This is a genomic window from Nitratireductor sp. ATLC21 (assembly GCF_057196525.1).
On record NZ_JBXUOU010000001.1, the window covers coordinates 1,445,324 to 1,464,941 of the forward strand.

20 protein-coding genes are annotated in these 19,618 nt (G+C 61.9%); 6 read left to right on the forward strand and 14 right to left on the reverse strand.

Annotated features, from left to right (window positions below):
• Positions 1-2: 2 nt before the first annotated feature.
• Genes AC2CHD_RS07070 through AC2CHD_RS07080 form a run of 3 tightly spaced genes read right to left on the reverse strand, consistent with a single transcriptional unit; the run spans position 3 to position 3,814 of the window.
• The gene (locus tag AC2CHD_RS07070) at positions 3-1,274 is read right to left on the reverse strand and encodes a glycerate kinase type-2 family protein (protein ID WP_484553064.1); all 1,272 of its coding nucleotides are present in this window, start codon (positions 1,272-1,274) and stop codon (positions 3-5) included.
• Between the two features lie 14 nt (positions 1,275-1,288).
• Positions 1,289-2,596 carry a guanine deaminase gene (guaD, locus tag AC2CHD_RS07075; protein WP_484553065.1) on the reverse strand — a complete coding sequence of 436 codons (1,308 nt, stop codon included), beginning with the start codon at positions 2,594-2,596 and terminating at the stop codon, positions 1,289-1,291.
• 3 nt (positions 2,597-2,599) lie between these two features.
• A complete protein-coding gene (locus tag AC2CHD_RS07080) occupies positions 2,600-3,814 on the reverse strand; it encodes a urate hydroxylase PuuD (protein ID WP_484553066.1) in 1,215 nt (404 codons plus the stop codon).
• A 126-nt stretch (positions 3,815-3,940) separates the two neighbouring features.
• Between AC2CHD_RS07080 and AC2CHD_RS07085 the strand changes: the two genes are divergently transcribed.
• The gene (locus AC2CHD_RS07085; RefSeq protein ID WP_484553067.1) at positions 3,941-4,861 is read left to right on the forward strand and encodes a LysR family transcriptional regulator; all 921 of its coding nucleotides are present in this window, start codon (positions 3,941-3,943) and stop codon (positions 4,859-4,861) included.
• Positions 4,862-4,864: 3 nt separating this feature from the next.
• On the opposite strand, the gene AC2CHD_RS07090 is transcribed toward AC2CHD_RS07085, so the two are convergent.
• Genes AC2CHD_RS07090 through uraH form a run of 6 tightly spaced genes read right to left on the reverse strand, consistent with a single transcriptional unit; the run spans position 4,865 to position 10,441 of the window.
• Positions 4,865-5,122, reverse strand: coding sequence for a CopG family antitoxin (locus AC2CHD_RS07090; RefSeq protein WP_484553068.1), 258 nt, complete (start codon positions 5,120-5,122; stop codon positions 4,865-4,867).
• The gene (locus AC2CHD_RS07095; RefSeq protein ID WP_484553069.1) at positions 5,088-5,396 is read right to left on the reverse strand and encodes a BrnT family toxin; all 309 of its coding nucleotides are present in this window, start codon (positions 5,394-5,396) and stop codon (positions 5,088-5,090) included. The genes AC2CHD_RS07090 and AC2CHD_RS07095 overlap by 35 nt, the downstream gene beginning before the upstream one ends.
• Before the next feature lie 38 nt (positions 5,397-5,434).
• The gene (gene xdhC / locus AC2CHD_RS07100; protein ID WP_484553237.1) at positions 5,435-6,238 is read right to left on the reverse strand and encodes a xanthine dehydrogenase accessory protein XdhC; all 804 of its coding nucleotides are present in this window, start codon (positions 6,236-6,238) and stop codon (positions 5,435-5,437) included.
• Between the two features lie 29 nt (positions 6,239-6,267).
• Positions 6,268-8,610 (reverse strand): xanthine dehydrogenase molybdopterin binding subunit, encoded by a 2,343-nt coding sequence (gene xdhB, locus AC2CHD_RS07105; protein WP_484553070.1) that lies wholly within the window; start codon positions 8,608-8,610, stop codon positions 6,268-6,270.
• 2 nt (positions 8,611-8,612) lie between these two features.
• Entirely contained in the window at positions 8,613-10,076 is a 1,464-nt protein-coding gene (xdhA, locus tag AC2CHD_RS07110) for a xanthine dehydrogenase small subunit (protein WP_484553071.1), read from the reverse strand.
• Entirely contained in the window at positions 10,076-10,441 is a 366-nt protein-coding gene (gene uraH / locus AC2CHD_RS07115) for a hydroxyisourate hydrolase (RefSeq protein ID WP_484553072.1), read from the reverse strand. The genes xdhA and uraH overlap by 1 nt, the downstream gene beginning before the upstream one ends.
• Before the next feature lie 182 nt (positions 10,442-10,623).
• Here uraH and puuE point away from each other — a divergent pair, with 182 nt between their 5' ends.
• The 4 genes from puuE to AC2CHD_RS07135 are packed head-to-tail and all read left to right on the forward strand — an operon-like array spanning position 10,624 to position 14,006.
• Positions 10,624-12,060 (forward strand): allantoinase PuuE, encoded by a 1,437-nt coding sequence (gene puuE, locus AC2CHD_RS07120; protein ID WP_484553073.1) that lies wholly within the window; start codon positions 10,624-10,626, stop codon positions 12,058-12,060.
• A 16-nt stretch (positions 12,061-12,076) separates the two neighbouring features.
• The gene (locus tag AC2CHD_RS07125; protein ID WP_484553074.1) at positions 12,077-12,913 is read left to right on the forward strand and encodes a bifunctional allantoicase/(S)-ureidoglycine aminohydrolase; all 837 of its coding nucleotides are present in this window, start codon (positions 12,077-12,079) and stop codon (positions 12,911-12,913) included.
• Positions 12,910-13,410, forward strand: a complete 501-nt coding sequence (locus AC2CHD_RS07130) for an ureidoglycolate lyase (protein ID WP_484553075.1) — start codon at positions 12,910-12,912, stop codon at positions 13,408-13,410. The genes AC2CHD_RS07125 and AC2CHD_RS07130 overlap by 4 nt, the downstream gene beginning before the upstream one ends.
• Positions 13,407-14,006: a nucleoside deaminase gene (locus AC2CHD_RS07135; protein ID WP_484553076.1), complete on the forward strand. Its 600-nt coding sequence runs from the start codon at positions 13,407-13,409 to the stop codon at positions 14,004-14,006. Before AC2CHD_RS07130 ends, AC2CHD_RS07135 begins: the two co-directional genes overlap by 4 nt.
• A gap of 492 nt (positions 14,007-14,498) precedes the next feature.
• Here AC2CHD_RS07135 and pcaF read toward each other — a convergent pair whose 3' ends face one another.
• The 3 genes from pcaF to AC2CHD_RS07150 form a co-directional block, all read right to left on the reverse strand.
• The gene (gene pcaF / locus AC2CHD_RS07140; RefSeq protein WP_484553077.1) at positions 14,499-15,704 is read right to left on the reverse strand and encodes a 3-oxoadipyl-CoA thiolase; all 1,206 of its coding nucleotides are present in this window, start codon (positions 15,702-15,704) and stop codon (positions 14,499-14,501) included.
• Between the two features lie 68 nt (positions 15,705-15,772).
• Complete coding sequence (locus AC2CHD_RS07145; RefSeq protein WP_484553238.1) at positions 15,773-16,549, reverse strand: CoA-transferase subunit beta; 777 nt, start codon at positions 16,547-16,549, stop codon at positions 15,773-15,775.
• Positions 16,549-17,403: a CoA transferase subunit A gene (locus tag AC2CHD_RS07150; RefSeq protein ID WP_484553078.1), complete on the reverse strand. Its 855-nt coding sequence runs from the start codon at positions 17,401-17,403 to the stop codon at positions 16,549-16,551. Before AC2CHD_RS07150 ends, AC2CHD_RS07145 begins: the two co-directional genes overlap by 1 nt.
• A 56-nt stretch (positions 17,404-17,459) precedes the next feature.
• On the opposite strand from AC2CHD_RS07150, the gene AC2CHD_RS07155 reads away from it, so the two are divergent.
• Positions 17,460-18,266 (forward strand): IclR family transcriptional regulator domain-containing protein, encoded by an 807-nt coding sequence (locus tag AC2CHD_RS07155; protein WP_484553079.1) that lies wholly within the window; start codon positions 17,460-17,462, stop codon positions 18,264-18,266.
• A 50-nt stretch (positions 18,267-18,316) separates the two neighbouring features.
• On the opposite strand, the gene AC2CHD_RS07160 is transcribed toward AC2CHD_RS07155, so the two are convergent.
• Both AC2CHD_RS07160 and AC2CHD_RS07165 read right to left on the reverse strand, forming a co-directional pair.
• Positions 18,317-18,574: a hypothetical protein gene (locus AC2CHD_RS07160; protein ID WP_229448331.1), complete on the reverse strand. Its 258-nt coding sequence runs from the start codon at positions 18,572-18,574 to the stop codon at positions 18,317-18,319.
• Between the two features lie 122 nt (positions 18,575-18,696).
• Positions 18,697-19,605, reverse strand: a complete 909-nt coding sequence (locus AC2CHD_RS07165) for a LysR family transcriptional regulator (RefSeq protein ID WP_484553080.1) — start codon at positions 19,603-19,605, stop codon at positions 18,697-18,699.
• Positions 19,606-19,618: the final 13 nt, after the last annotated feature.

The following is a 19,618-nucleotide window of genomic DNA, read 5'->3' on the forward strand; positions in this document are numbered from 1 at the left end:
GATTAGCGTACCAGAACCACACGCAAATCATTGACATTCGTGCCGGTAGGACCCGGCACGAACAGATCATCGAGCGTGTCGAACGCGCCCCAGGCGTCATGTTTGGCCAGAAGTGCCTTGGGATCGTGCCCCGCCTGACGCAGCCGCGCGGCGGTGTGGTGATCCGCAAAGGCACCCGCATTGTCTTCGGAACCGTCTATGCCGTCCGTGTCGGCAGCAAAGGCGCAAACACCCGGAACACCCTCGATGCCAAGCGCAAGGGCCAGCAGAAACTCGGTGTTGCGACCGCCACGGCCTCCCTTGCCAGAAAGCGTCACCGTGGTCTCCCCCCCGGACAACAGCATGACCGGCTTCTGGAAAGGCCGGTCCTTCACGGCGATCTCACGCGCGATTGCCGCGTGAAACCCACCCGCTTCTCGCGCCTCGCCTTCTATCGCATCAGACAGGATCACGGCCGGCACGCCCTGCTTCTCGGCTTCGCGAGCCGCCGCTTCGAGCGAACGGGCGGCCGAGGCAATAACGTGGACCTCATTCTGCGCAAATCGCTCATCATCGGGAGATGGAGCATCGGCCTGCGGCGAAGCAAGATGCTGCATGACGGCCTCGGGCAGATCCATGCCGAAGGCTTCCACAATGGCCAGCGCATCGGCGCGGCCTGCAGAATCGGGAACGGTGGGCCCGGAAGACACAAGAGCCGGGTCGTCCCCCGGTATGTCGGAGACCACGAGCGACACGACACGGGCAGGATGTGCGGCAGCCGCCAACCGGCCTCCCTTGATGGTGGAAATATGCTTGCGGACAGTGTTCATGGCCGAGATGGGCGCACCGGAGGCAAGCAACGCCTCGTTGACGGCTATCTCATCGGCGAGCGTCAGGGAGCCTGCAGGTGCAGGAAGCAAAGCCGAGCCACCACCACACACCAGCGCGATCACCAAGTCATCCGGCCCGAGACCGGCAACTGTTTCCATGAGACGTTTCGCGCCGGCAAGGCCTGCCTCATCCGGCACCGGATGCGCTGCCTCCAGCACTTCTATGACGCGGGTTGGCGCACCGTATCCGTAGCGGGTTACGACAGTCCCCTCAAGCGGGCCGTCCCAGGCATCCTCGAGCGCTGCCGCCATTTGCGCCGCCCCTTTGCCTGCACCGACAACGATGGTGCGGCCCTTCGGCTTTGGCGGGAGGAACGTTCGGATGGTCTTGGACGGGTCGGCGGCAGAGACGGCAGCCTCGAACAGGGTTGTGAAAAATGCTTTCGGATCGATGCTGCGGTTCAAATGCGCCCCCTCATTTACAAGGCGCTTTTGACCGCCTTTCCTGAGACATAGGTTTCTACGATTGCGCGGTCGTCGGCAAGCGTTTGAAGCAGGAAAAGCTCCTCGGCGAGAGTTTCCACACGCTCCATGCGCAACTCCATGACCGGCGTCGCGCGCGCATTCAGAACCACGATATCGGCGTCGGTGCCCGGTTCCAGCGTGCCCACGCGCTCCGACAGGGAAAGCGCCTCGGCATTGCCGCGCGTGATCTGCCAGAAGGAAGCGAGCGGGTTCAGCTTCTCGCCATTGAGCGCGATCACCTTGTAGCCCTCATCCATGGTGCGCAGCATGGAGTAATTGGTGCCGCCACCCACATCCGTCGCCGAGGCCAGCCGCAGCGGTTTTTCGCGTTTGCGATAGCGCTGATAGTCGAACAGGCCAGAGCCGAGGAAGAGGTTGGACGTGGGGCAGAACACGGCGACCGAGCCCGTGTCCGAAAGCACATCCGCTTCACGCTCGGAGAGATGAATGCAATGGCCGAGCAGCGCCTTGGGGCCAAGCAGGCCGTAATGCTCGTAGATGCCGGTATAGTCCGGCGCATCTGGATAAAGCTCCAGCGTGAAGGCGATCTCGTCGTGATTTTCAGACAGATGCGTCTGCATGTGGAGGTCGGGGAACTCGCGCATCAGCATAGACGCCATCTCCAGCTGCCCGGGGCTGGAGGTGATGGCAAAACGCGGCGTGACCGCATAGTGGAGCCGGCCCCTGCCATGCCATGCGCCGATCAGCGCTTTCGTGTCGTCATAGGAGGATTGTGGCGTGTCGGTGAGCGCTGCCGGCGCGTTGCGGTCCATCATCACCTTGCCGCCGACGACACACATATTGCGCGCCAGCGCTTCCTCAAAAAACGCTTCCGCGCTTTCCTTGTGAACCGAGCAATAGGCCGCCACTGTGGTCGTGCCATTGCGCAGCAGCTCATCGAAGAACAGCCGTGCGATGTGCCGACCGTGCTGAATGTCGGAGAATCTGGTTTCTTCGGGAAAGGTGTAGTTGTTCAGCCAGTCCAGAAGCTCGGCGCCATAGCTCGCGATCACCTGCATCTGCGGGAAATGCGCATGGGCATCGATGAAGCCCGGCAGGATGAGATGCGGGCGATGATCCACCACCGCGTGCCCCGCTTCGGCGCCGGCTACAACCTCGGCAAAGCTGCCGGCAGCGAGGATAACGCCGTCTTCGACCAGAACCGCGCCATCCTCTTCAAAGAGGTATGAATCGTGATCGTCGATGCTCCGCGGTTCGGTCTTGAAGGACAGGAGCCTGCCACGGATGAGTTTCTGTGCCATGCGCTAGCGCGCCTCCTCGAACCAGGTCACGATCAACCGCCGCTCCTTTTCAGTGATGCCCGAGACATTGCCGGGCGGCATGGCGTGGCTGCGGCCTGCCTGCAGATAGATTTCGCGCGCGTGCTCGGCAATGGAGGCATCCGTGTCGAGCACAACATTTTTCGGCGGGAAAGGTACGCCCTCATAGCCCGGCACCGCGGCATGGCACATGGCGCAACGCCCCATCACCGTGTCGCGCACGGCCGGAAAATGGGTCGAGGCGACAAAGGTCTCGCCCGCCGCCGAAAGCTTCGTTTCGCCGGTCAGAACCTGCGGCACGGTGGAAAGCCACATGATGATGATGAAGAGAACACCCGCCAGCCCCCAGGTCCAGTGCGGCGTGCCCTTGCGGGCATGCACCGTGTTGAAATAGTGGCGGATCAGCACGCCGATGATGAAGATGAGCGATGCGATCACCCAGTTGAACTGGGTGCCGAAGGCCAGCGGATAATGGTTCGACAGCATCAGGAAGACGACGGGCAGCGTCAGGTAATTGTTGTGCAGCGAACGCTGCTTGGCCTGCAAGCCAAGTTTTGGGTCGGGCGTGCCTCCCGCCTTCAGATCGGCCACCACGATCTTCTGATTGGGGATGATGATCAAGAAGACATTCGCCGTCATGATCGTCGCGGTGAACGCGCCCAGATGCAAGAAGGCGGCGCGGCCTGTGAAAAGCTGCGTATAGCCCCACGCCATCGCCACAAGGATCGCGTAGAGCACCAGCATCAGCACCGTGTCGTTCTTGCCGAGCGGCGATTTGCACAGAAGGTCGTATAGCAGCCAGCCAAGCCCGATGGAGGCGAGCGAGATCAGGATGCCGCCCCAGGCCGGCACATCGAGCACGTTGCGGTCAATAAGATAAAGATCCGCACCCGCATAATAGACGATGGCAAGCAGCGCGAAGCCGGACAGCCAGGTGGAGTAGGATTCCCATTTGAACCAGGTCAGGTGCTCGGGCATGGAGGCCGGCGCAACCATGTATTTCTGGATGTGGTAGAAACCGCCGCCATGGACCTGCCATTCCTCGCCATGCACGCCCTCGGGCAGAGCCGGCCGCTTAACGAGCCCCAGATCGAGCGCGATGAAATAGAAGGATGAGCCAATCCAGGCGATGGCCGTGACCACATGCAGCCAGCGCACGCCAAAGGACAGCCAGTCCCACAAAACCGCGTATTCGTTCATGCCAGTTTCCTCAACTCCACCGGGCGCAGGGTGACGGAACCCGATATAAACGGAAAGCGGATAAGATCACGATGACTTTCAAAAATTTTTGGAAAATAATGCGCGCGAAACTTCTGGGGGCAGTGCATGGCCTATCTCGACAACATCGCTGTTTTTGTCCGCGTGGTGGAGCTCGGCAACCTATCTTCTGCCGGACGCGACATGCGGCTTTCACCGGCCGTTGCCTCGAACCGGGTGAAGGAGCTCGAAAAGCACCTGGGCGTGCGGCTCTTCAACCGCACCACGCGGCAACTGACCCCGACCGAGCAGGGTCGCGTCTTCTATGAGGGCGCGCGCAAGGTTCTCGAAGCGGTGGCGGAAGCCGAAGCCTCGGTGGCCGATCTTTCCGGCCAGCCGCGCGGCACGATCCGCGTCACCGCGCCACTCGGCATCGGCAAGCGGCTGATTGCCAGCGGCATTCCCGAATTTCGTGACCGATATCCCGAGATCGAGGTTCGCCTCAGGCTTTCAGACCATGAGGTGGACATGATGCGCGAAGGCATCGACGTTGCCTTCAAGCTCGGCATTCTGGAGAATTCCTCCTTCCGCATGCGCGGCATCATGGATTGCGAGCGCGTTCTGGCGGCGGCGCCTGATTACCTGCAACGGCGCGGCGAACCGAAGACGCCCGAAGCGCTGATCGATGAGCGGCACGACTGCCTGATGCTGCGCTTTCCCGGCGCACGCGAGCATTTCTGGGTGTTGCAGACGCCGGAGGGCGCGCGAAAGTTCGAGGTTGGTGGCCCGTTCGATTCCGACGATGGCGACGTGATCACCGACTGGGCGCTTGCCGGACGCGGCATCGTCAACAAGCCCCGCTTCGAGATCGAGCCATTCCTGCGCGACGGACGGCTTCAGGTGGTTTTGCCCAACACACCGCCGGTGCCGGTGAAACTAGCCGCGCTCTACCCGCACAAGAAATTTCAGGACCCGAAAGTGCGGTTGCTGGTCGACTTCATGGCAAGCCGTTGCCAGAAGATGATCGGCGAGACCCTGTCGGAGCAATAATGGTCAGTCTGCACGCAGACTTTCCAGACCGCGTTGAACAAGCTCGCGCATGAGCCGCTGATAGGGAACGCCGCGCTTCTTCGCCTCAGCCTTCACGGCATCCAACTGGCTTTGCGGCATGCGCATATTCACCCTTGCCGCCTTGTTCTCGAACTCGAACCCGGCGGGTTTGAACGCGCCAAAATCCAGATCGGAAAGATCCTGATCGAGGAAGTCTTCCGCATCCTTATCGGTTTTCAGTTTGGGAACGCTGCGTTTCATAGCGTTTCACCTCCTTGGCATGCATGTAGCGCGCTGTGATGGGACGGATAAGACGCTGCCCATCGATCACCCGAAAGGTCACGCCTATGAACATGGCGCGCCCCTGCGGGTTGCGTCCTATGACGATGTAGCGGTCTTCGTGCCCGGAATGTGCCGGGTCCGGCGCAATCAGCGGGTCATGAAGAAGCGCATGTTCGATCTCGTCCTTTGAGACACCATGGTTTGCGCATTTCGGCCAGTTTCCGGTGTCCCAGTCGAAGCCCGCGATCTTCATTCATCAAGTATGTATGTTTGTACATACAAATGTCAACATCACGGCTGCAAAGCCGTCAATATCTCCGCAGCCGCCATCGCCGCGATGACGGCGGGGCGTTTGTCGTGTACGGCATCGCCGCCGATGGGGGTGACGAGCTTCGAAAAACAGTCTTCATCGCCGCCATTCTTGAGATACCAGCTCTTGAAGGTCGCGCGTTTGGTCTTCGAGCCGATCATGCCGACATAGGCCGCATCGTCACGTGCCAGCGCCTCGGCAACCAGCAGAAAATCGAGCGCGTGATCGTGGGTCAGGATCACGAAGGCGGTTCCGGCGGGGGCTGAACGCACCGCCTCTTCCGGCAGGGCCGCAAGGCGCGTCTCGACGCTCTCGGGAAACCCTTCAAGCGCCTCCTTGCGGGTCTCGACCACCAGGACCCGCACGGGCAGCGGGGTCAGCGCTGCCGCCAGCGCATGGCCGACATGCCCCCCGCCAAACAGGATCACCTGCGGGAAGGAAGCGGCCTCGTCGCCAGCTCGCTTTAGGAGCGTGCTGCGCTCAACACGATCGGCAATGCGAATGTCCAGAGCGACGCGCCCGCCGCAGCACTGGCCGATTTCAGGACCTAACGGAATGTCGAGGCTTCCGTTTGCGAGATTGTCCGAGATGAGTTCCCGTGCCTTGGCAATCGCCAGAAATTCGAGCTGGCCGCCACCGATGGTTCCGAAAATCCCCTCGGGCGAAACCAGCATCCACGCGCCCTCCTCGCGCGGGGTGGAGCCTTTCGCCTCGCGCACCTCGACAAGCGCGACGGACGGCGAGGCTTGCAGAAAGGCCCTGAGGGCAGCGGTTGAATGGGTCATCGGTGCGGCCATATCAGTAGGTCCTGGCCCTAGCGCGCGCCTTCCGCCCTCACCCGCTCCACCGCCATCAGCACACGCTCGGGCGTGGCCGGCGCATCGAGACGCGGGCAGACCTTGTGATCGGCCACGCTCGCCACCGCATCGGACAGCGCGTGAAGCACGCACATGGCGAGCATGAAGGGCGGCTCGCCCACGGCCTTGGAGCGATGGACCGTCGGTTCGGCGTTTTCCGCCCAGTCGGCAAGCGCCACGTTGAACACCTTTGGGCGATCGGACGCGAGCGGGATCTTGTAGGTGGAAGGCGCATGGGTCCGAAGCCGCCCCTTGCCGTCCCAGACCAGTTCTTCGGTCGTCAGCCAGCCCATGCCCTGAATGAAACCGCCTTCGATCTGCCCAATATCGATGGCGCGGTTCAGCGAGCGGCCTGTCTCATGCAGGATATCGACGCGCTCGACCATGTATTCGCCGGTCAGCGTGTCGACGGAGACTTCGGCACAGGCTGCGCCATAGGCGAAGTAATAGAACGGCCGCCCCTCGCCCTTGTCGCGATCCCAGTGGATCTTAGGCGTTTTGTAGAAACCGGCGGCCGAAAGCTGGATGCGGGCCATATAGGCCTCGCGGATGAGGTCGGCAAAGGGGATTTCGCGGTTTCCGATACGCACGCGGCCCGGCAGGAACACGACCTGATCCTTCGGCACGTCATGGGCTTCGGACGCGAAGTCGATCAGCCGGGTCTTAATCTGCCGCGCCGCATCCTGCGCGGCCATGCCGTTCAGATCGGAACCGGAGGAGGCCGCCGTGGCGGAGGTGTTGGGCACCTTGCCGGTGGTCGTGGCGGTGATTTTCACCTGATCAATGTCGATCTGGAATTCCTCGGCCACCACCTGCGCCACCTTGGTGTAGAGCCCCTGCCCCATCTCGGTGCCGCCGTGGTTCAGATGCACGGAACCATCCGTATAGACATGCACCAGCGCGCCGGCCTGATTGAAATGGGTGGCCGTGAAGGAGATGCCGAACTTGACCGGCGTCAGCGCCAGCCCGCGCTTGATGACCGGGCTTTTCGCGTTGAAGGCCAAGATTTCACGCCGACGCGCGGCATAATCGGCACTTGCCTCCAGTTCCGCGATGACCCGTTCGGCAACATTGTCCTCCACCGTCTGGTGGTAGGGTGTGACGTTGCGGTCGTCGGTGCCGTAGAGGTTTTTCTTGCGGATTTCGAGCGGGTCTTTGCCAAGCGCAAAGGCCACCTCATCGATGATGCGCTCTGCGCCGACCATGCCCTGCGGCCCACCGAAACCGCGAAACGCGGTGTTGGACACGGTGTTGGTGTAGAGCGGGCGTGAGATGGCACGCGCGGCGGGATAGAAATACGTGTTGTCGCAGTGAAAGAGCGCCCGGTCGGTCACCGGACCGGAGAGATCGGCCGCATAGCCGCAGCGCGCGGCATAGGTGAAATCGACGCCGAGAATGGCACCCTCGTCATCAAAGCCGACCTCGTAGTCGATCAGGAAATCGTGGCGCTTGCCGGTCGCCGTCATGTCGTCGTCGCGGTCGGGACGCAGCTTGACGGGGCGGTTGAGCTTTTTGGCCGCGATGGCCGAAATCACCGCAAACAGATTGGCCTGCGTTTCCTTGCCGCCGAACCCGCCACCCATGCGCCGCACCTCGATGGTGACGGCGTGGGAGGAAACGCCCAGCGCATGCGCCACCATGTGCTGCACCTCACTCGGGTGCTGGGTGGAGGAAAACACGGTCACATCGCCATCCTCCCCGGGCATGGCGAAGGCGATCTGGCCCTCCAGATAGAAATGATCCTGCCCGCCGACGCGCATCTGGCCCTTGATGGAACGCGGGGCGGCGGCGATGGCCGCGGCACTGTCGCCGCGCTCAAGTTTCAGCGGTGCGGTGACAAGCCGCGCATCGGCGCCCGCATTGGCAATGTCGATCAGTGCCGGTTCTTCCGCATACACGATCTTCGCCAGACGGCAGGCGCGCCGCGCCGCATCGCGCGTTTCGGCAATGACGGCAAAGACCGGTTGGCCGAAGAACTGAACACGCTCTCCGGCAAGGATCGGCTCGTCATGCAGGCCGGTGGGGCTGATGTCGTTTTCGCCGGGAATATCGTCTGCCGTCAGAACGGCGACAACACCGGGCGCGGCACGCACTTTCGAGAGGTCCATGCTCGTGATCGTGCCATGCGCCACTTCGGCAAGGCCGAGACAGGCATGCAGCGTGCCCGCCGGTTCCGCCATGTCGTCGATATAGACCGCCTCGCCACTGACATGCTTGTGCGCGGAATCGTGCTTCTGGTCGCTGGCGACGCCCCCAGCGATCCTTGCCTTGTCCAGATCAAGCGTTTCGTGCCGTGTCATGATCAGGCCGCCTCATATCTGGAGAGGTTTGCCGAGCCGCCGGTGCTTTCAAGGTAAAAGCGGCGGAGCAGGTTTTTCGCGGCCATCATGCGATAGCCGGCGGAGGCACGCATGTCGCTGATCGGCTGGAAATCTTCCTCATAGGCCGAAAGTGCTGCCTCGACAGTTTCCTCAGTCCACGGCTTTCCAACAAGCGCTGCCTCAACGGCTTTGGCGCGTTTTGGTGTCGCCGCCATGCCGCCATAGGCGATGCGCGCGGCATCGACCCGGCCATCGGCGATCCGCAGATCAAACGCGCCGAGAACGGCGGTGATGTCTTCGTCACGGCGCTTGGAAATCTTCCAGACCGCGAAACGGGAGGCCGCATCGGGCACCGGCACATGCACCGCCTCGACGAACTCGCCGGGCGCACGGTCCTGCTTGCCATAGTCGATGAAGAAATCTTCCAGTGGAATCGTGCGGCGGGCCTTGCCCCTTCGCAACGTGAGCGTTGCGCCAAGCGCGATCAGTGGCGGAGGCGTGTCGCCGATTGGCGAGCCGTTGGCGATGTTGCCACCGATCGTTCCCATGTTGCGCACCTGCTCGCCACCGATACGGTCGATCAGCGTGCCAAGTGGAGGAATGCGCTTTGCCAAAAGCGCGAACGCATCGGAATAGCTGACGCCGGCGCCAATATGGATCGTGCCATTGTCTTCGCGGATTTCGCGCAATTCATCGAGCCCGCCAATGAACACCACCGGCGCAATCTCGCGCATGAACTTCGTGACCCAGAGGCCTACATCCGTGGCACCGGCAACGATGGTGGCCTTTGGCTCGTTTTCGAGGATCGCGGCGAAATCATCGACGTCGGCCGGGATAAGCAGGCGCTCGCGGCCCGAGCCGATCTCCACCCGCGCGCCATCCTTCATACCTTCCAACGCAGCGATCACCGCAGCGCGCTCCGTCGCCAGCGGATCCGACGCCGCATTGCCATAGGTGGAGGCGGCGAGCGCCGCGCGCACGATGGGCTCGTAGCCGGTGCAGCGGCAGAGATTGCCCTGCAGCGCCTTTTCGACAGCGCGCTCGGTGGGCTGCGGTGCTCGCATCCAGAGCGCATAAAGCGACATGACAAAGCCCGGTGTGCAGAAGCCGCATTGCGAACCGTGATGATCCACAAGCGCCTGCTGAACCGGGTGCAGACTGCCATCGGCACGTTTCAGATGCTCCACCGTCACCACATGGCAGGCATCGAGCGAACCGAGGAAGCGAATGCAGGCATTGACGCCCTCGTAGACGATCTCGCCTTTGCGCAACCGCCCGACAAGAACTGTGCAGGCGCCGCAATCGCCTTCCGCGCAGCCTTCCTTGGTGCCTGTCAGACGCTGGCGCAGGCGCAGATAATCGAGGAGCGTTTCGTCCGGCCGCACATCGGTTAGGGAGACAGGCGCGCCGTTCAACAGAAAGCGGATTTCAGAACGCGCTTTCATCAGCTTCCCCTGTAGGTGGAGTAGCCATAGGGCGAGAGAAGCAATGGCACGTGGTAATGCGCCTGCTCGGCCATGCCGAAGCGGATCGGCACCTGATCGAGAAAGGCCGGGGCCGGCAGATCGGCACCGTGGGCCCGCAGATAGGAACCGGCCTCAAACACCAGTTCGTAAAAACCGGTGCGAAACGCCTCACCTTCGAGCAACGGCGCATCGCAGCGACCATCGCTATTTGTTCTGACGGTTTTCACATGAACCCGCGTCTCGCCCTCCAGACGATAGAGCGCGATCTCCAGCCCTGCAGCCGGCTCTCCGCTGGCCGTGTCCAGCACATGGGTCGTCAGACGACCCTTACCCGCATTGCTCATGCGGCCTCCCTTTGAATTCACTCAAGCCACTGCGCGTCTACCACTTGATTGTGGGGCAAATTGATTGCGAGCATAAGAGGACGCGCTAAGGAAGAACAACAAAACTCTTTCAAATTTTTCAGGAAAGTACCTCCCACATTCCATCTATTATCCTTGCCAATGGCGAATTTCGGACAGATTGCATGACCCGCTACCTGAGAAACATGATCGGCTATGGCCAGACACCACCGAACGCCGACTGGCCCGGCGGCGCAAAAGTCGCGGTGCAGTTCGTCGTCAATTACGAGGAAGGCGGCGAAAACTGCATCCTGCATGGCGACGAGGCCTCGGAAGCCTTTCTTTCCGAAGTGGTGGGCGCGGCCCCATGGCCCGGCATGCGTCACTGGAACATGGAATCGATCTATGAGTACGGCGCGCGCGCCGGCTTCTGGCGGCTCCACCGCATGCTCACGGCAGCCGGCGTGCCCGTCACCGTTTTCGGTGTTGCCACAGCACTTGCCCGCAGCCCCGACCAGCTTGCCGCCATGCAGGACGCCGGCTGGGAGATCGCCTCGCATGGCCTGAAATGGATCGACTACCGCGCACACACGGAGGAAAGCGAGCGCGCCGACCTTCTGGAGGCCATCCGGCTGCACACCGAAGTGGTGGGCGAGCGCCCGCGCGGCCTCTATCTCGGCCGCACCTCGGTCAATTCGGTGAAACTGGCCATTGAGGAAGGCGGGTTCGACTGGATCTCGGACACCTATGACGACGATCTGCCCTACTGGATCGACCATGACGGCCATGGGCACAGCACGCAGCCGCAGCTGGTCATTCCCTATACGCTCGACGCCAACGACATGCGCTTTGCCACCGCACAGGGCTTCAACTCCGGCGATCAGTTCTTCAGCTATCTGAAAGACGCTTTCGACACGCTTTACGCCGAGGGGGAAGCAGGACGACCGGGCATGATGAGCATCGGCCTTCATTGCCGGCTCGCAGGCAGACCGGGACGCGCCGCGGCCCTCCAGCGCTTCATCGACTATGTGAAGAGCCATGATCATGTGTGGCTGGCAACGCGTGGCGAGATCGCCCGGCACTGGCGCGAGAAGCACCCTTATGAAGCGCCGGCCCTGCGCCCGAGCCGCATGAGCGAACCGGAATTTATCGAGCGGTTCGGCAGCATCTACGAGCATTCGCCCTGGATCGCCGAGCGCGCGGCAAAGCTGGAGCTGGGCCCCGCACATGACACGGCTGGCGGCCTTAGCAATGCTTTGGCACGCGTTTTCCGCTCCGCCAGCGAAGACGAGCGCCTCAGCGTTCTCAAAGCCCACCCGGACCTTGCCGGCAAGCTGGCGGCAGCCAAAAGGCTGACCAAGGAATCGAGCAGGGAGCAGGCTTCGGCAGGGCTCGATGCGCTGACCGACAGCGAGCGCGCCCGCTTCACCGAACTCAATACCGCCTATACGCAGAAATTCGGGTTTCCCTTCATCATCGCCGTCAAGGACAACACCAAGGACAGCATTCTGAAGGCCTTCGAAACCCGGTTAGAGAACAGCCGCGACGAGGAATTCGCCACCGCCTGCCGGCAGGTGGAGCGGATCGCCCGGCTGCGGCTCAACGACATCCTTCCCGCATGAGTTCAGGACAAAGAAGATGAGCGCCCGCACCTATTACGCCCCGCATGGCGGGCATCCGCCACAGACCCAGCTCCTGACCGGTCGCGCGGTTCTGACAGATGCCTATGCGCTGATGCCAAAGGGCGTCATGCAGGACATCGTTACCAGCCTTTTGCCGTTCTGGGAAAAAACCCGCTGCTGGATCATCGCGCGGCCGCTTTCCGGTTTTGCAGAAACCTTTTCGCAATACATCATGGAGGTTCAGCCCGGCGGCGGCAGCGACCGGGCCGAACTCGATGAGACTGCGGAAGGCGTGCTCTTCATCGTCGAGGGCGAGCTGACCGTCGAGATCGCCGGCGAGACGCACAATATGACGCCCGGCGGCTACGCCTATCTGCCGCCATCGAGCGGCTGGACCGCGCACAACCGGGGAAATGCACCGGCGCGGTTCCACTGGATCCGCAAGGCCTATGAGCCCGTCAACGGCCTCGACACGCCTGATCCGCTCTTCCTGAACGAGGCCGATATCGCGCCCTCTCCCATGCCGGGAACGGATGGCAAATGGGCAACGACGCGCTTTGTCGACCCGGCTGATCTGCGCCACGACATGCATGTAACTATCGTCACGCTAGAGCCCGGCGCGGTGATCCCATTCGCCGAAACGCATGTCATGGAACACGGTCTCTATGTGCTGGAAGGCAAGGCCGTCTACCGGCTCAACCAGGACTGGGTGGAAGTGGAAGCCGGCGACTTCATGTGGTTGCGCGCCTTCTGCCCACAGGCCTGCTATGCGGGTGGGCCGGGCAATTTCCGCTACCTGCTCTACAAGGATGTCAACCGGCACGCCCGGCTGGGTGGCAGCTTCGCGCGATGAAACGGATCGAAGCTGAAAAGCTTACAGGTGCAACCTTCGCGCCCTTCGGCGACGTGATCGAGACCGAAGGCGCGGAGAGCTTCCTCATCAATGCCGGCAAGTGCCGCCGCTTTCACGATCTGGCGACGGTCGAAACGGCGGGCGAAAACGCCCGCGTGCTCATCAACATCTTTCGCGGCACACCCTATGCGCTGCCGCTCAAGCTTTCGATGGTCGAACGGCACCCGCTTGGAAGCCAGGCCTTCATGCCGCTTTCGCCAGCTCCCTTTCTAGTGATTGTGTGCCCGGATGAGGGCGGAAAACCCGGCGAACCCCGCGCCTTTATCACGCATCCCCGACAGGGCGTGAACTATGCGCGCGGCACCTGGCATGGCGTTTTGACGCCCATCGGCGAGCCTCAGGATTTCGTCGTGGTCGACCGGGGTGGCGACGGAAACAATCTGGAAGAGTTCCACTTCCCCGCCCCCTATGAAATCACGGTGCCATCCCTCCCATGACCGCTCCCGACATTCATCTCATCAACCGGCTGCTCGACGTGATCGAACAGGACATCCTGCCGAAAACCGCAGAAGGCGTTGCCCATGGCAACAAGCTCTTCGGCGCGGCCATCCTGAAGAAAAGCGATCTTTCGCTGGTGCTTGCCGAGACCAACAATGAGCTGGAAAACCCGCTCTGGCACGGCGAGGTGCATACGCTGAAGCGGTTCTACGAACTGCCGAAGGGTGCGCGCCCCGACACGAAGGACTGCATTTTCCTGTCCACGCACGAGCCCTGCTCGCTGTGTCTTTCGGCGATCACCTGGACCGGCTTCGACAATTTCTACTATCTGTTCACCCATGAAGATTCGCGCGACGCCTTCGCGATCCCGCACGATCTGAAGATTTTGAAAGAGGTCTTCACGCTGGAGCCCGGCGGCTACAACGCCGAAAACGCCTTCTGGAAAAGCTACGCCCTGCCCGCTCTGGCTACCGCACTGCCAGCGGCTGATGCGGAAGCGGTGAAAGCTCGGATGGCAACGCTCGCCGCAGCCTATGCCGCCCTTTCCAAGCGCTATCAGGACAGCAAGGCGGAGAACGACATTCCGCTGAACTGACGGGGATGGCTGGGCTGGTCTGCTCCGACCGACCGCTTAGACGCGCCCACACCTCCCTGCCTTCACCTCATCCTTAGCTTGTCGAAGGGCGAGGTGAAGGCACGCACAACATCACCTCCTGCGCGCGTCATGCCGCCCTCGCCCTTCGACGAGCTCAGGATGAGGGCTGTGTTGACGAAGTCGCCGCGCGAGACGATGCTCTGAGCGCTTCAAAAACCAAGACAATGCGGAAGCGCTGATGATCTGGGAGAGACAAACAAGCGTCCCACGGCATCACAAAGCGCTGCAACGCAACCCAAGCGAGGCAACCCAAGGCGGGGCAAGACAAGACAAGCGCCCCACATCCCCCTGCCTTCACCTCATCCTGAGCTTGTCGAAGGGCGGGGTGAAGGCACGCGCCAACGTCCCCACCTGAGCACGTCATGCCGCCCTCGCCCTTTGCCTTTCGGCAAGCTCAAGAGGCTCAGGATGAGGGCTGTGATTTGCCGACGCTTAGACCCGTTCCATCGCCAGTGCGATGCCCTGACCCACACCGATGCACATGGTGGCGAGTGCCAGTTTGCCGCCGGTGGCCTGCAGCTCTAGTGCTGCCGTGCCGGAAATGCGCGCGCCCGACATGCCGAGCGGATGCCCAAGCGCGATCGCGCCGCCATTCGGGTTCACATGCGGCGCATCTTCTGCAATCCCGAGATCGCGCAAAACGGCGATGCCCTGCGAGGCGAACGCCTCGTTGAGCTCGATCACGTCGAAATCCGAGGGCTTCAGACCAAGCCGCGCGCAGAGCTTCTTCGTCGCAGGTGCCGGGCCGATGCCCATGATACGCGGCGGAACGCCAGCCGTCGCACCGCCAAGAATGCGGGCAATCGGCGTCAGACCGTATTTCTTCGCCGCTTCCTCCGAAGCGATGATGAGCGCGGCCGCACCGTCGTTGACGCCGGAGGCGTTGCCGGCGGTCACTGTGCCACCCTCGCGGAAAGGCGTCGGCAGCTTGCCGAGCTTTTCAACCGTGGTGCCAGGGCGCGGATGCTCATCCCTGTCAACCACCACCGGATCGCCCTTGCGCTGGGGAATGGTGACGGGGATGATTTCCTTGGCGAGACGCCCGTTTTCCTGCGCGGCGACAGCCTTGTCCTGGCTGCGCACGGCAAAAGCATCCTGATCGGCGCGGCTGATGGAAAAATCCGCCGCCACGTTCTCGCCCGTTTCCGGCATGGAATCGATGCCATACTGTTTCTTGAGCACCTTGTTGACGAAGCGCCAGCCAATCGTGGTGTCGTAGATCTCGGCGTTGCGGGAAAACGCCGTTTCGGCCTTCGGCATGACGAAGGGGGCGCGGCTCATGGATTCCACACCGCCGGCGATCATGATCTCCGCCTCGCCCGCCTTGATGGCGCGGGCTGCAATGGTGATCGCATCCATGCCCGAACCGCAAAGACGGTTCACCGTGGAACCCGGCACCTCGATGGGCAGGCCCGCAAGAAGCACGGCCATGCGCGCCACGTTGCGGTTGTCCTCACCGGCCTGATTGGCACAGCCATAGAACACATCGTCCAGCGCCGCCCAGTCGACCTTCGGATTGCGCTCCATCAGCGCCTTGATCGGCAGGGCTGCCAGATCGTCGGCGCGAACGGAGGAAAGCGTGCCGCCAAAACGGCCGATCGGCGTGCGGATGTAATCGCAGATGAAAGCTTCAGCCATGAGTAAGGTCTCCTAACCATCAATACCGGGCAGCGCCCGGTTGCCGCGCCGCACGCGGGCCAAAAAGATCATGCGCCCTTATGGGCCGCATCGGTGCGGGCTTTCAAGTCGCGCAGTGTCGCAAGCTCCAGTTCGGTGGGCGGCGGCGTCTCCTCCACACCGTCTGCAAACTCTACGCTCCACCCGCAGGTTTCCTGCACCTGATCGCGCGTCACACCCGGATGCAGCGACACGACAGTGAACTCCTTCGTCACCGGGTCGGGCTTCCAGATCGCCAGATCGGTGATGAGCAGCGTGGGGCCCTTGGTGTCGATGCCAAGTCTCTCGCGGTGGTCGCCGCCATCGCCATGTCCAAAGGAGGTGTAGAAATCGATCTTCTCCACCATGCCCCGCTTCGACTGGGCGAGCGTGATGTAGACTTCCTGCGAGGAGGTTGCGATTTCCGGAGCGCCACCGCCGCCGGGAAGCCGCGTCTTGGGGCTGTCATAGTCACCGATGACGGTGGTGTTGATGTTGCCGTATTTGTCGATCTGGGCCGCGCCCAGAAAGCCGATGGTGATGCGCCCGCCCTGCAGCCAGTAGCGGAACATCTCCGGCACCGGCACCGTGGTCAGCGCGGTGTCGCACAGCTCGCCATCGCCAATCGAGAGCGGCAGCACATCGGGCGCGGTGCCGATGGTGCCAGATTCGTAGATCAGTGTGATATCTGGCGCATGCGTCAGGCGCGCAATGTTGCAGGCGGCAGACGGCGCGCCGATGCCGACGAAGCACACATCGTCATTCTTCAGCGCGCGCGAGGCGGCAATCGTCATCATTTCATTGGGGGTGAATTCGGGCTTGCTCATCATGCGTCCCTCAGCTTCTCGACGCGGCCTGCGAAATCCTCGGGCGTCGCATCGAGAACATTCTTCTGCATCCAGTTGCGGAAAAGGTCGCGGTCTGCGGCGATCTTGTCCCATTTCAGATATTCGGCGTTGTCACGTGCGTAATAGCCATGGGTGTAGGAGGGATGCGCGCCACCCGGCACCACGGCAATATCGGTCACCGTCCAGTGGGGCAGGATGGTGAGGTTGGGGTGCAGGTCGGAGAAATCGTCGACAACCTCTTCCACGGTAACGACAGCGCGTTTCGCCGCCAGCACCGCCTCTTTCTGAATGCCAACAATACCCTCGACCAGAACATTGCCCTTCCGGTCCGCCTTCTGGGCGTGGATGAAGGTGACATCGGGCCGGAGCGCCGGGACGGCGGCCAGGCTCTCGCCGGTGAAGGGGCACTCGATGAACTTGATGTTCGGGTTCACACGGGCCAGCTCCGCGCCGCGATAACCCCGGAAAATCGCACAGGGAAGCCCGGCCGCACCCGCCTCATAGGCATTGGCCATGGCGGCATGGGAATGTTCCTCGATCTCGATCCGGTGCGGAAAGCCGTTTTCAACCGCATCACGCAGGCGTCGCAAAAGCCCGACCCCCGGATTGCCCGCGTAAGAGAAGACCAGCTTTTTGGCCATCCCCATGCCGATCATCTGGTCATAGACCACATCTGGGGTCATCCGGATCAGGGTGAGATCTCTAAAACCCTGGCGGATCGCCTCATGGGCAGCCGCCGTGGGGATGAGATGCGTGAACCCCTCGAAAGCGACACTGTCGCCATTGCCGAGGTTCTCCGCGACCGCCTGCGACAGCGGAACAAAACGCGCCATGGCATTCCTCAAAAGTTCGTATTGCGAACATAAGTTTTATATGCGATACTTATTAGATGGAGATTGAAACTGAGTCAAATGCCCCCGCCGCAGCTGACGCCCAGGCTTCGCGCGATCTCGTGGGATCGCTGCAGAAGGGGCTTGGCGTTCTGGAAATTCTGGCAAATGCGCCGGATGGCATGACGCTGACGGAAGTGGCGACGGAAGCAGGGCTGACGCGCGCGGGCGCCCGGCGCCTGTTGCTCACGCTGGTGGCGAGCGGTTACGCCCGTCAGGAGAACCGACAGTTCTTGCTGTCCGCCAGACTGCTTGGCCTGGCACGCACATGGATGGGTGGGGCTGCGCTCTGGCGCTATGCAGAGCCCATCATGCGGCGGATTTCTGAAACGCTTGGCGAATCCTGCTCAGCAGCGGTTCTGGAAGGCGAAGAGGTGGTGTACGTCGCCAGGGTGGCCGGACGACGCATCGTTTCGGTGGCGCTCAATGTCGGCACACGCCTGCCGGCCTATTGCACCTCGATGGGCCGGGTCCTTCTGTCAGACCTGGACACGGCCGAACTCACCCGTTTTCTCGCGCAGGCGTCGATCAGCTCCAAGACCGAGCGAACGTTGACGGACCGGACCGCACTCGCCGAAGCCGTGAAAATGGCCGGCGCGTGCGGCTACGCCATTGTCGACCAGGAACTGGAACTCGGTCTGCGGTCGATTGCGGTGCCGGTTCGCGACAAGACGGGACGCATTGCGGCTGCGCTCAACGTTTCCACCCAGTCGGCCCGGTTCACCTGCGTCGAGATGGAACAGACAATCCTGCCCCATCTGCGGGCGGGCGCGCGCGAGATCGAAGACTTTCTCGCTTTGCAGTAGTGCGTTGTCGTCGCGGGCGGTCAACTCTTGCCCGGGGAGACTATGGCGTGTCATGCCGCACTCCTTGATGCTCTGTCAGATTGATCGGGAGACTGCTCGATTGTCTGGCGCATGCGGCGCGCAAGTCGCGCCTCCAGCCGGGCTGCGAGAACACGTTCAAGCACATCGCGTGATCCAGGCAGCGTGTGCGCCTTCGACATTGCGAAGAGAGAATCGACAATGGATATCTCGTCCTGTGGTGACAGGAGAGCCTCAATTTGCGCATCGGTTTGTGCGTCCGGGCGGGCGTTGTGAATCGATCTGCTCATGGTTTGGAATCTTGCGCGCCGAACCTGACGGCAAAGCGGCGGCTGGGTGAAATTTTGACGACAGTTTCTAGGCATAACCACGCCGCGCAGGAGGCTGCGCGGCGTCAGGCATGGGTGGGAATTTATTGACGGGCCAGACTGTGCCCCTGATACGCGGAGGGTGGCGGTGTGAGCCGGTGAAGCTCTCCCTGCAGAAGCTCGAAAATATCCATCGCCAGCCGCAGATTGAAACGCTTGTCATCGAAGAACATACCGTAGCGAATATCGAGTCCACCAGGGATGATCTCTGCGCAATCCTCCAGCGATGAGGAGTTTCCTTCGAAGACAAAACCCGGCAACGGAGACACGGCAACACCGCCGACCACAAGCTTCATGGCACTTGTGAGATCATCCACCTCGCCGATCACCTCATAGGGTACGTTGCGCTGGCGAAGCCAGTCACGCGCCATAATGCCCAAAGGAGATTGTGGATTTGCAAGTACCACAGGGATCGCGGCGGAGTTGCGCTTGACCTGGTCGCTCAGTTCACGCGCGCCCATCCAACGCATGGAGTAGTCGCAGACCAGATCGGGGCCCAGTTCATTGGGGTAGAGCGCGCGGAATGCGGCATCCACCTGCCCCAGATCGTACATTTCCTCCAGACGCCTGGAATCGGAAATACGCCAGCTCACGGTTTCCTTGATCTTGCCCAGTCGCCCGAGACCACCCAGAAGCAGCGGGGCTGTATAGGTGCAGATCCCCACTTTGAGTTTGGAGACATTCTTCTCGTAACCGACCGTACGAAGCCGGCGTTCGAGATCGAGCATCTGCCGAATGAGGCCCGATATTTCTTCTTTCACGACAATGCGATTGCCGAGCTTCTTGATAAGAGGTGTTCCTATTGCCCGCTCCAGGCGCCCCAGATGCATACTGACCGCTGGCTGGCTGATGCCCAGCTTCTGCGCCGCGCCGGTCAGGCTGCGCGTGTCGATAACCGCTTCCGCGGCTCGCAAGGTTGCGAATGAAAGTCCATCCTGTTTGTGCATGCCCATATGCTCTACGCCT

Excerpts from the sequence above, each read along its gene's own strand:
- AC2CHD_RS07150 (WP_484553078.1), bottom strand. The coding sequence starts at position 17,403 with ATGGCGCGTTTTGTTCCGCTGTCGCAGGCGGTCGCGGAGAACCTCGGC.
- uraH (WP_484553072.1), bottom strand. The coding sequence starts at position 10,441 with ATGAGCAATGCGGGTAAGGGTCGTCTGACGACCCATGTGCTGGACACG.
- AC2CHD_RS07135 (WP_484553076.1), top strand. The coding sequence starts at position 13,407 with ATGACCGCTCCCGACATTCATCTCATCAACCGGCTGCTCGACGTGATC.
- pcaF (WP_484553077.1), bottom strand. The coding sequence starts at position 15,704 with ATGGCTGAAGCTTTCATCTGCGATTACATCCGCACGCCGATCGGCCGT.
- AC2CHD_RS07080 (WP_484553066.1), bottom strand. The coding sequence starts at position 3,814 with ATGAACGAATACGCGGTTTTGTGGGACTGGCTGTCCTTTGGCGTGCGC.
- AC2CHD_RS07160 (WP_229448331.1), bottom strand. The coding sequence starts at position 18,574 with ATGAGCAGATCGATTCACAACGCCCGCCCGGACGCACAAACCGATGCG.
- AC2CHD_RS07165 (WP_484553080.1), bottom strand. The coding sequence starts at position 19,605 with ATGGGCATGCACAAACAGGATGGACTTTCATTCGCAACCTTGCGAGCC.
- AC2CHD_RS07155 (WP_484553079.1), top strand. The coding sequence starts at position 17,460 with ATGGAGATTGAAACTGAGTCAAATGCCCCCGCCGCAGCTGACGCCCAG.
- xdhA (WP_484553071.1), bottom strand. The coding sequence starts at position 10,076 with ATGAAAGCGCGTTCTGAAATCCGCTTTCTGTTGAACGGCGCGCCTGTC.
- xdhB (WP_484553070.1), bottom strand. The coding sequence starts at position 8,610 with ATGACACGGCACGAAACGCTTGATCTGGACAAGGCAAGGATCGCTGGG.
- AC2CHD_RS07125 (WP_484553074.1), top strand. The coding sequence starts at position 12,077 with ATGAGCGCCCGCACCTATTACGCCCCGCATGGCGGGCATCCGCCACAG.
- xdhC (WP_484553237.1), bottom strand. The coding sequence starts at position 6,238 with ATGACCCATTCAACCGCTGCCCTCAGGGCCTTTCTGCAAGCCTCGCCG.
- AC2CHD_RS07145 (WP_484553238.1), bottom strand. The coding sequence starts at position 16,549 with ATGAGCAAGCCCGAATTCACCCCCAATGAAATGATGACGATTGCCGCC.
- puuE (WP_484553073.1), top strand. The coding sequence starts at position 10,624 with ATGACCCGCTACCTGAGAAACATGATCGGCTATGGCCAGACACCACCG.
- AC2CHD_RS07130 (WP_484553075.1), top strand. The coding sequence starts at position 12,910 with ATGAAACGGATCGAAGCTGAAAAGCTTACAGGTGCAACCTTCGCGCCC.
- AC2CHD_RS07090 (WP_484553068.1), bottom strand. The coding sequence starts at position 5,122 with ATGAAACGCAGCGTTCCCAAACTGAAAACCGATAAGGATGCGGAAGAC.
- AC2CHD_RS07095 (WP_484553069.1), bottom strand. The coding sequence starts at position 5,396 with ATGAAGATCGCGGGCTTCGACTGGGACACCGGAAACTGGCCGAAATGC.
- AC2CHD_RS07085 (WP_484553067.1), top strand. The coding sequence starts at position 3,941 with ATGGCCTATCTCGACAACATCGCTGTTTTTGTCCGCGTGGTGGAGCTC.
- guaD (WP_484553065.1), bottom strand. The coding sequence starts at position 2,596 with ATGGCACAGAAACTCATCCGTGGCAGGCTCCTGTCCTTCAAGACCGAA.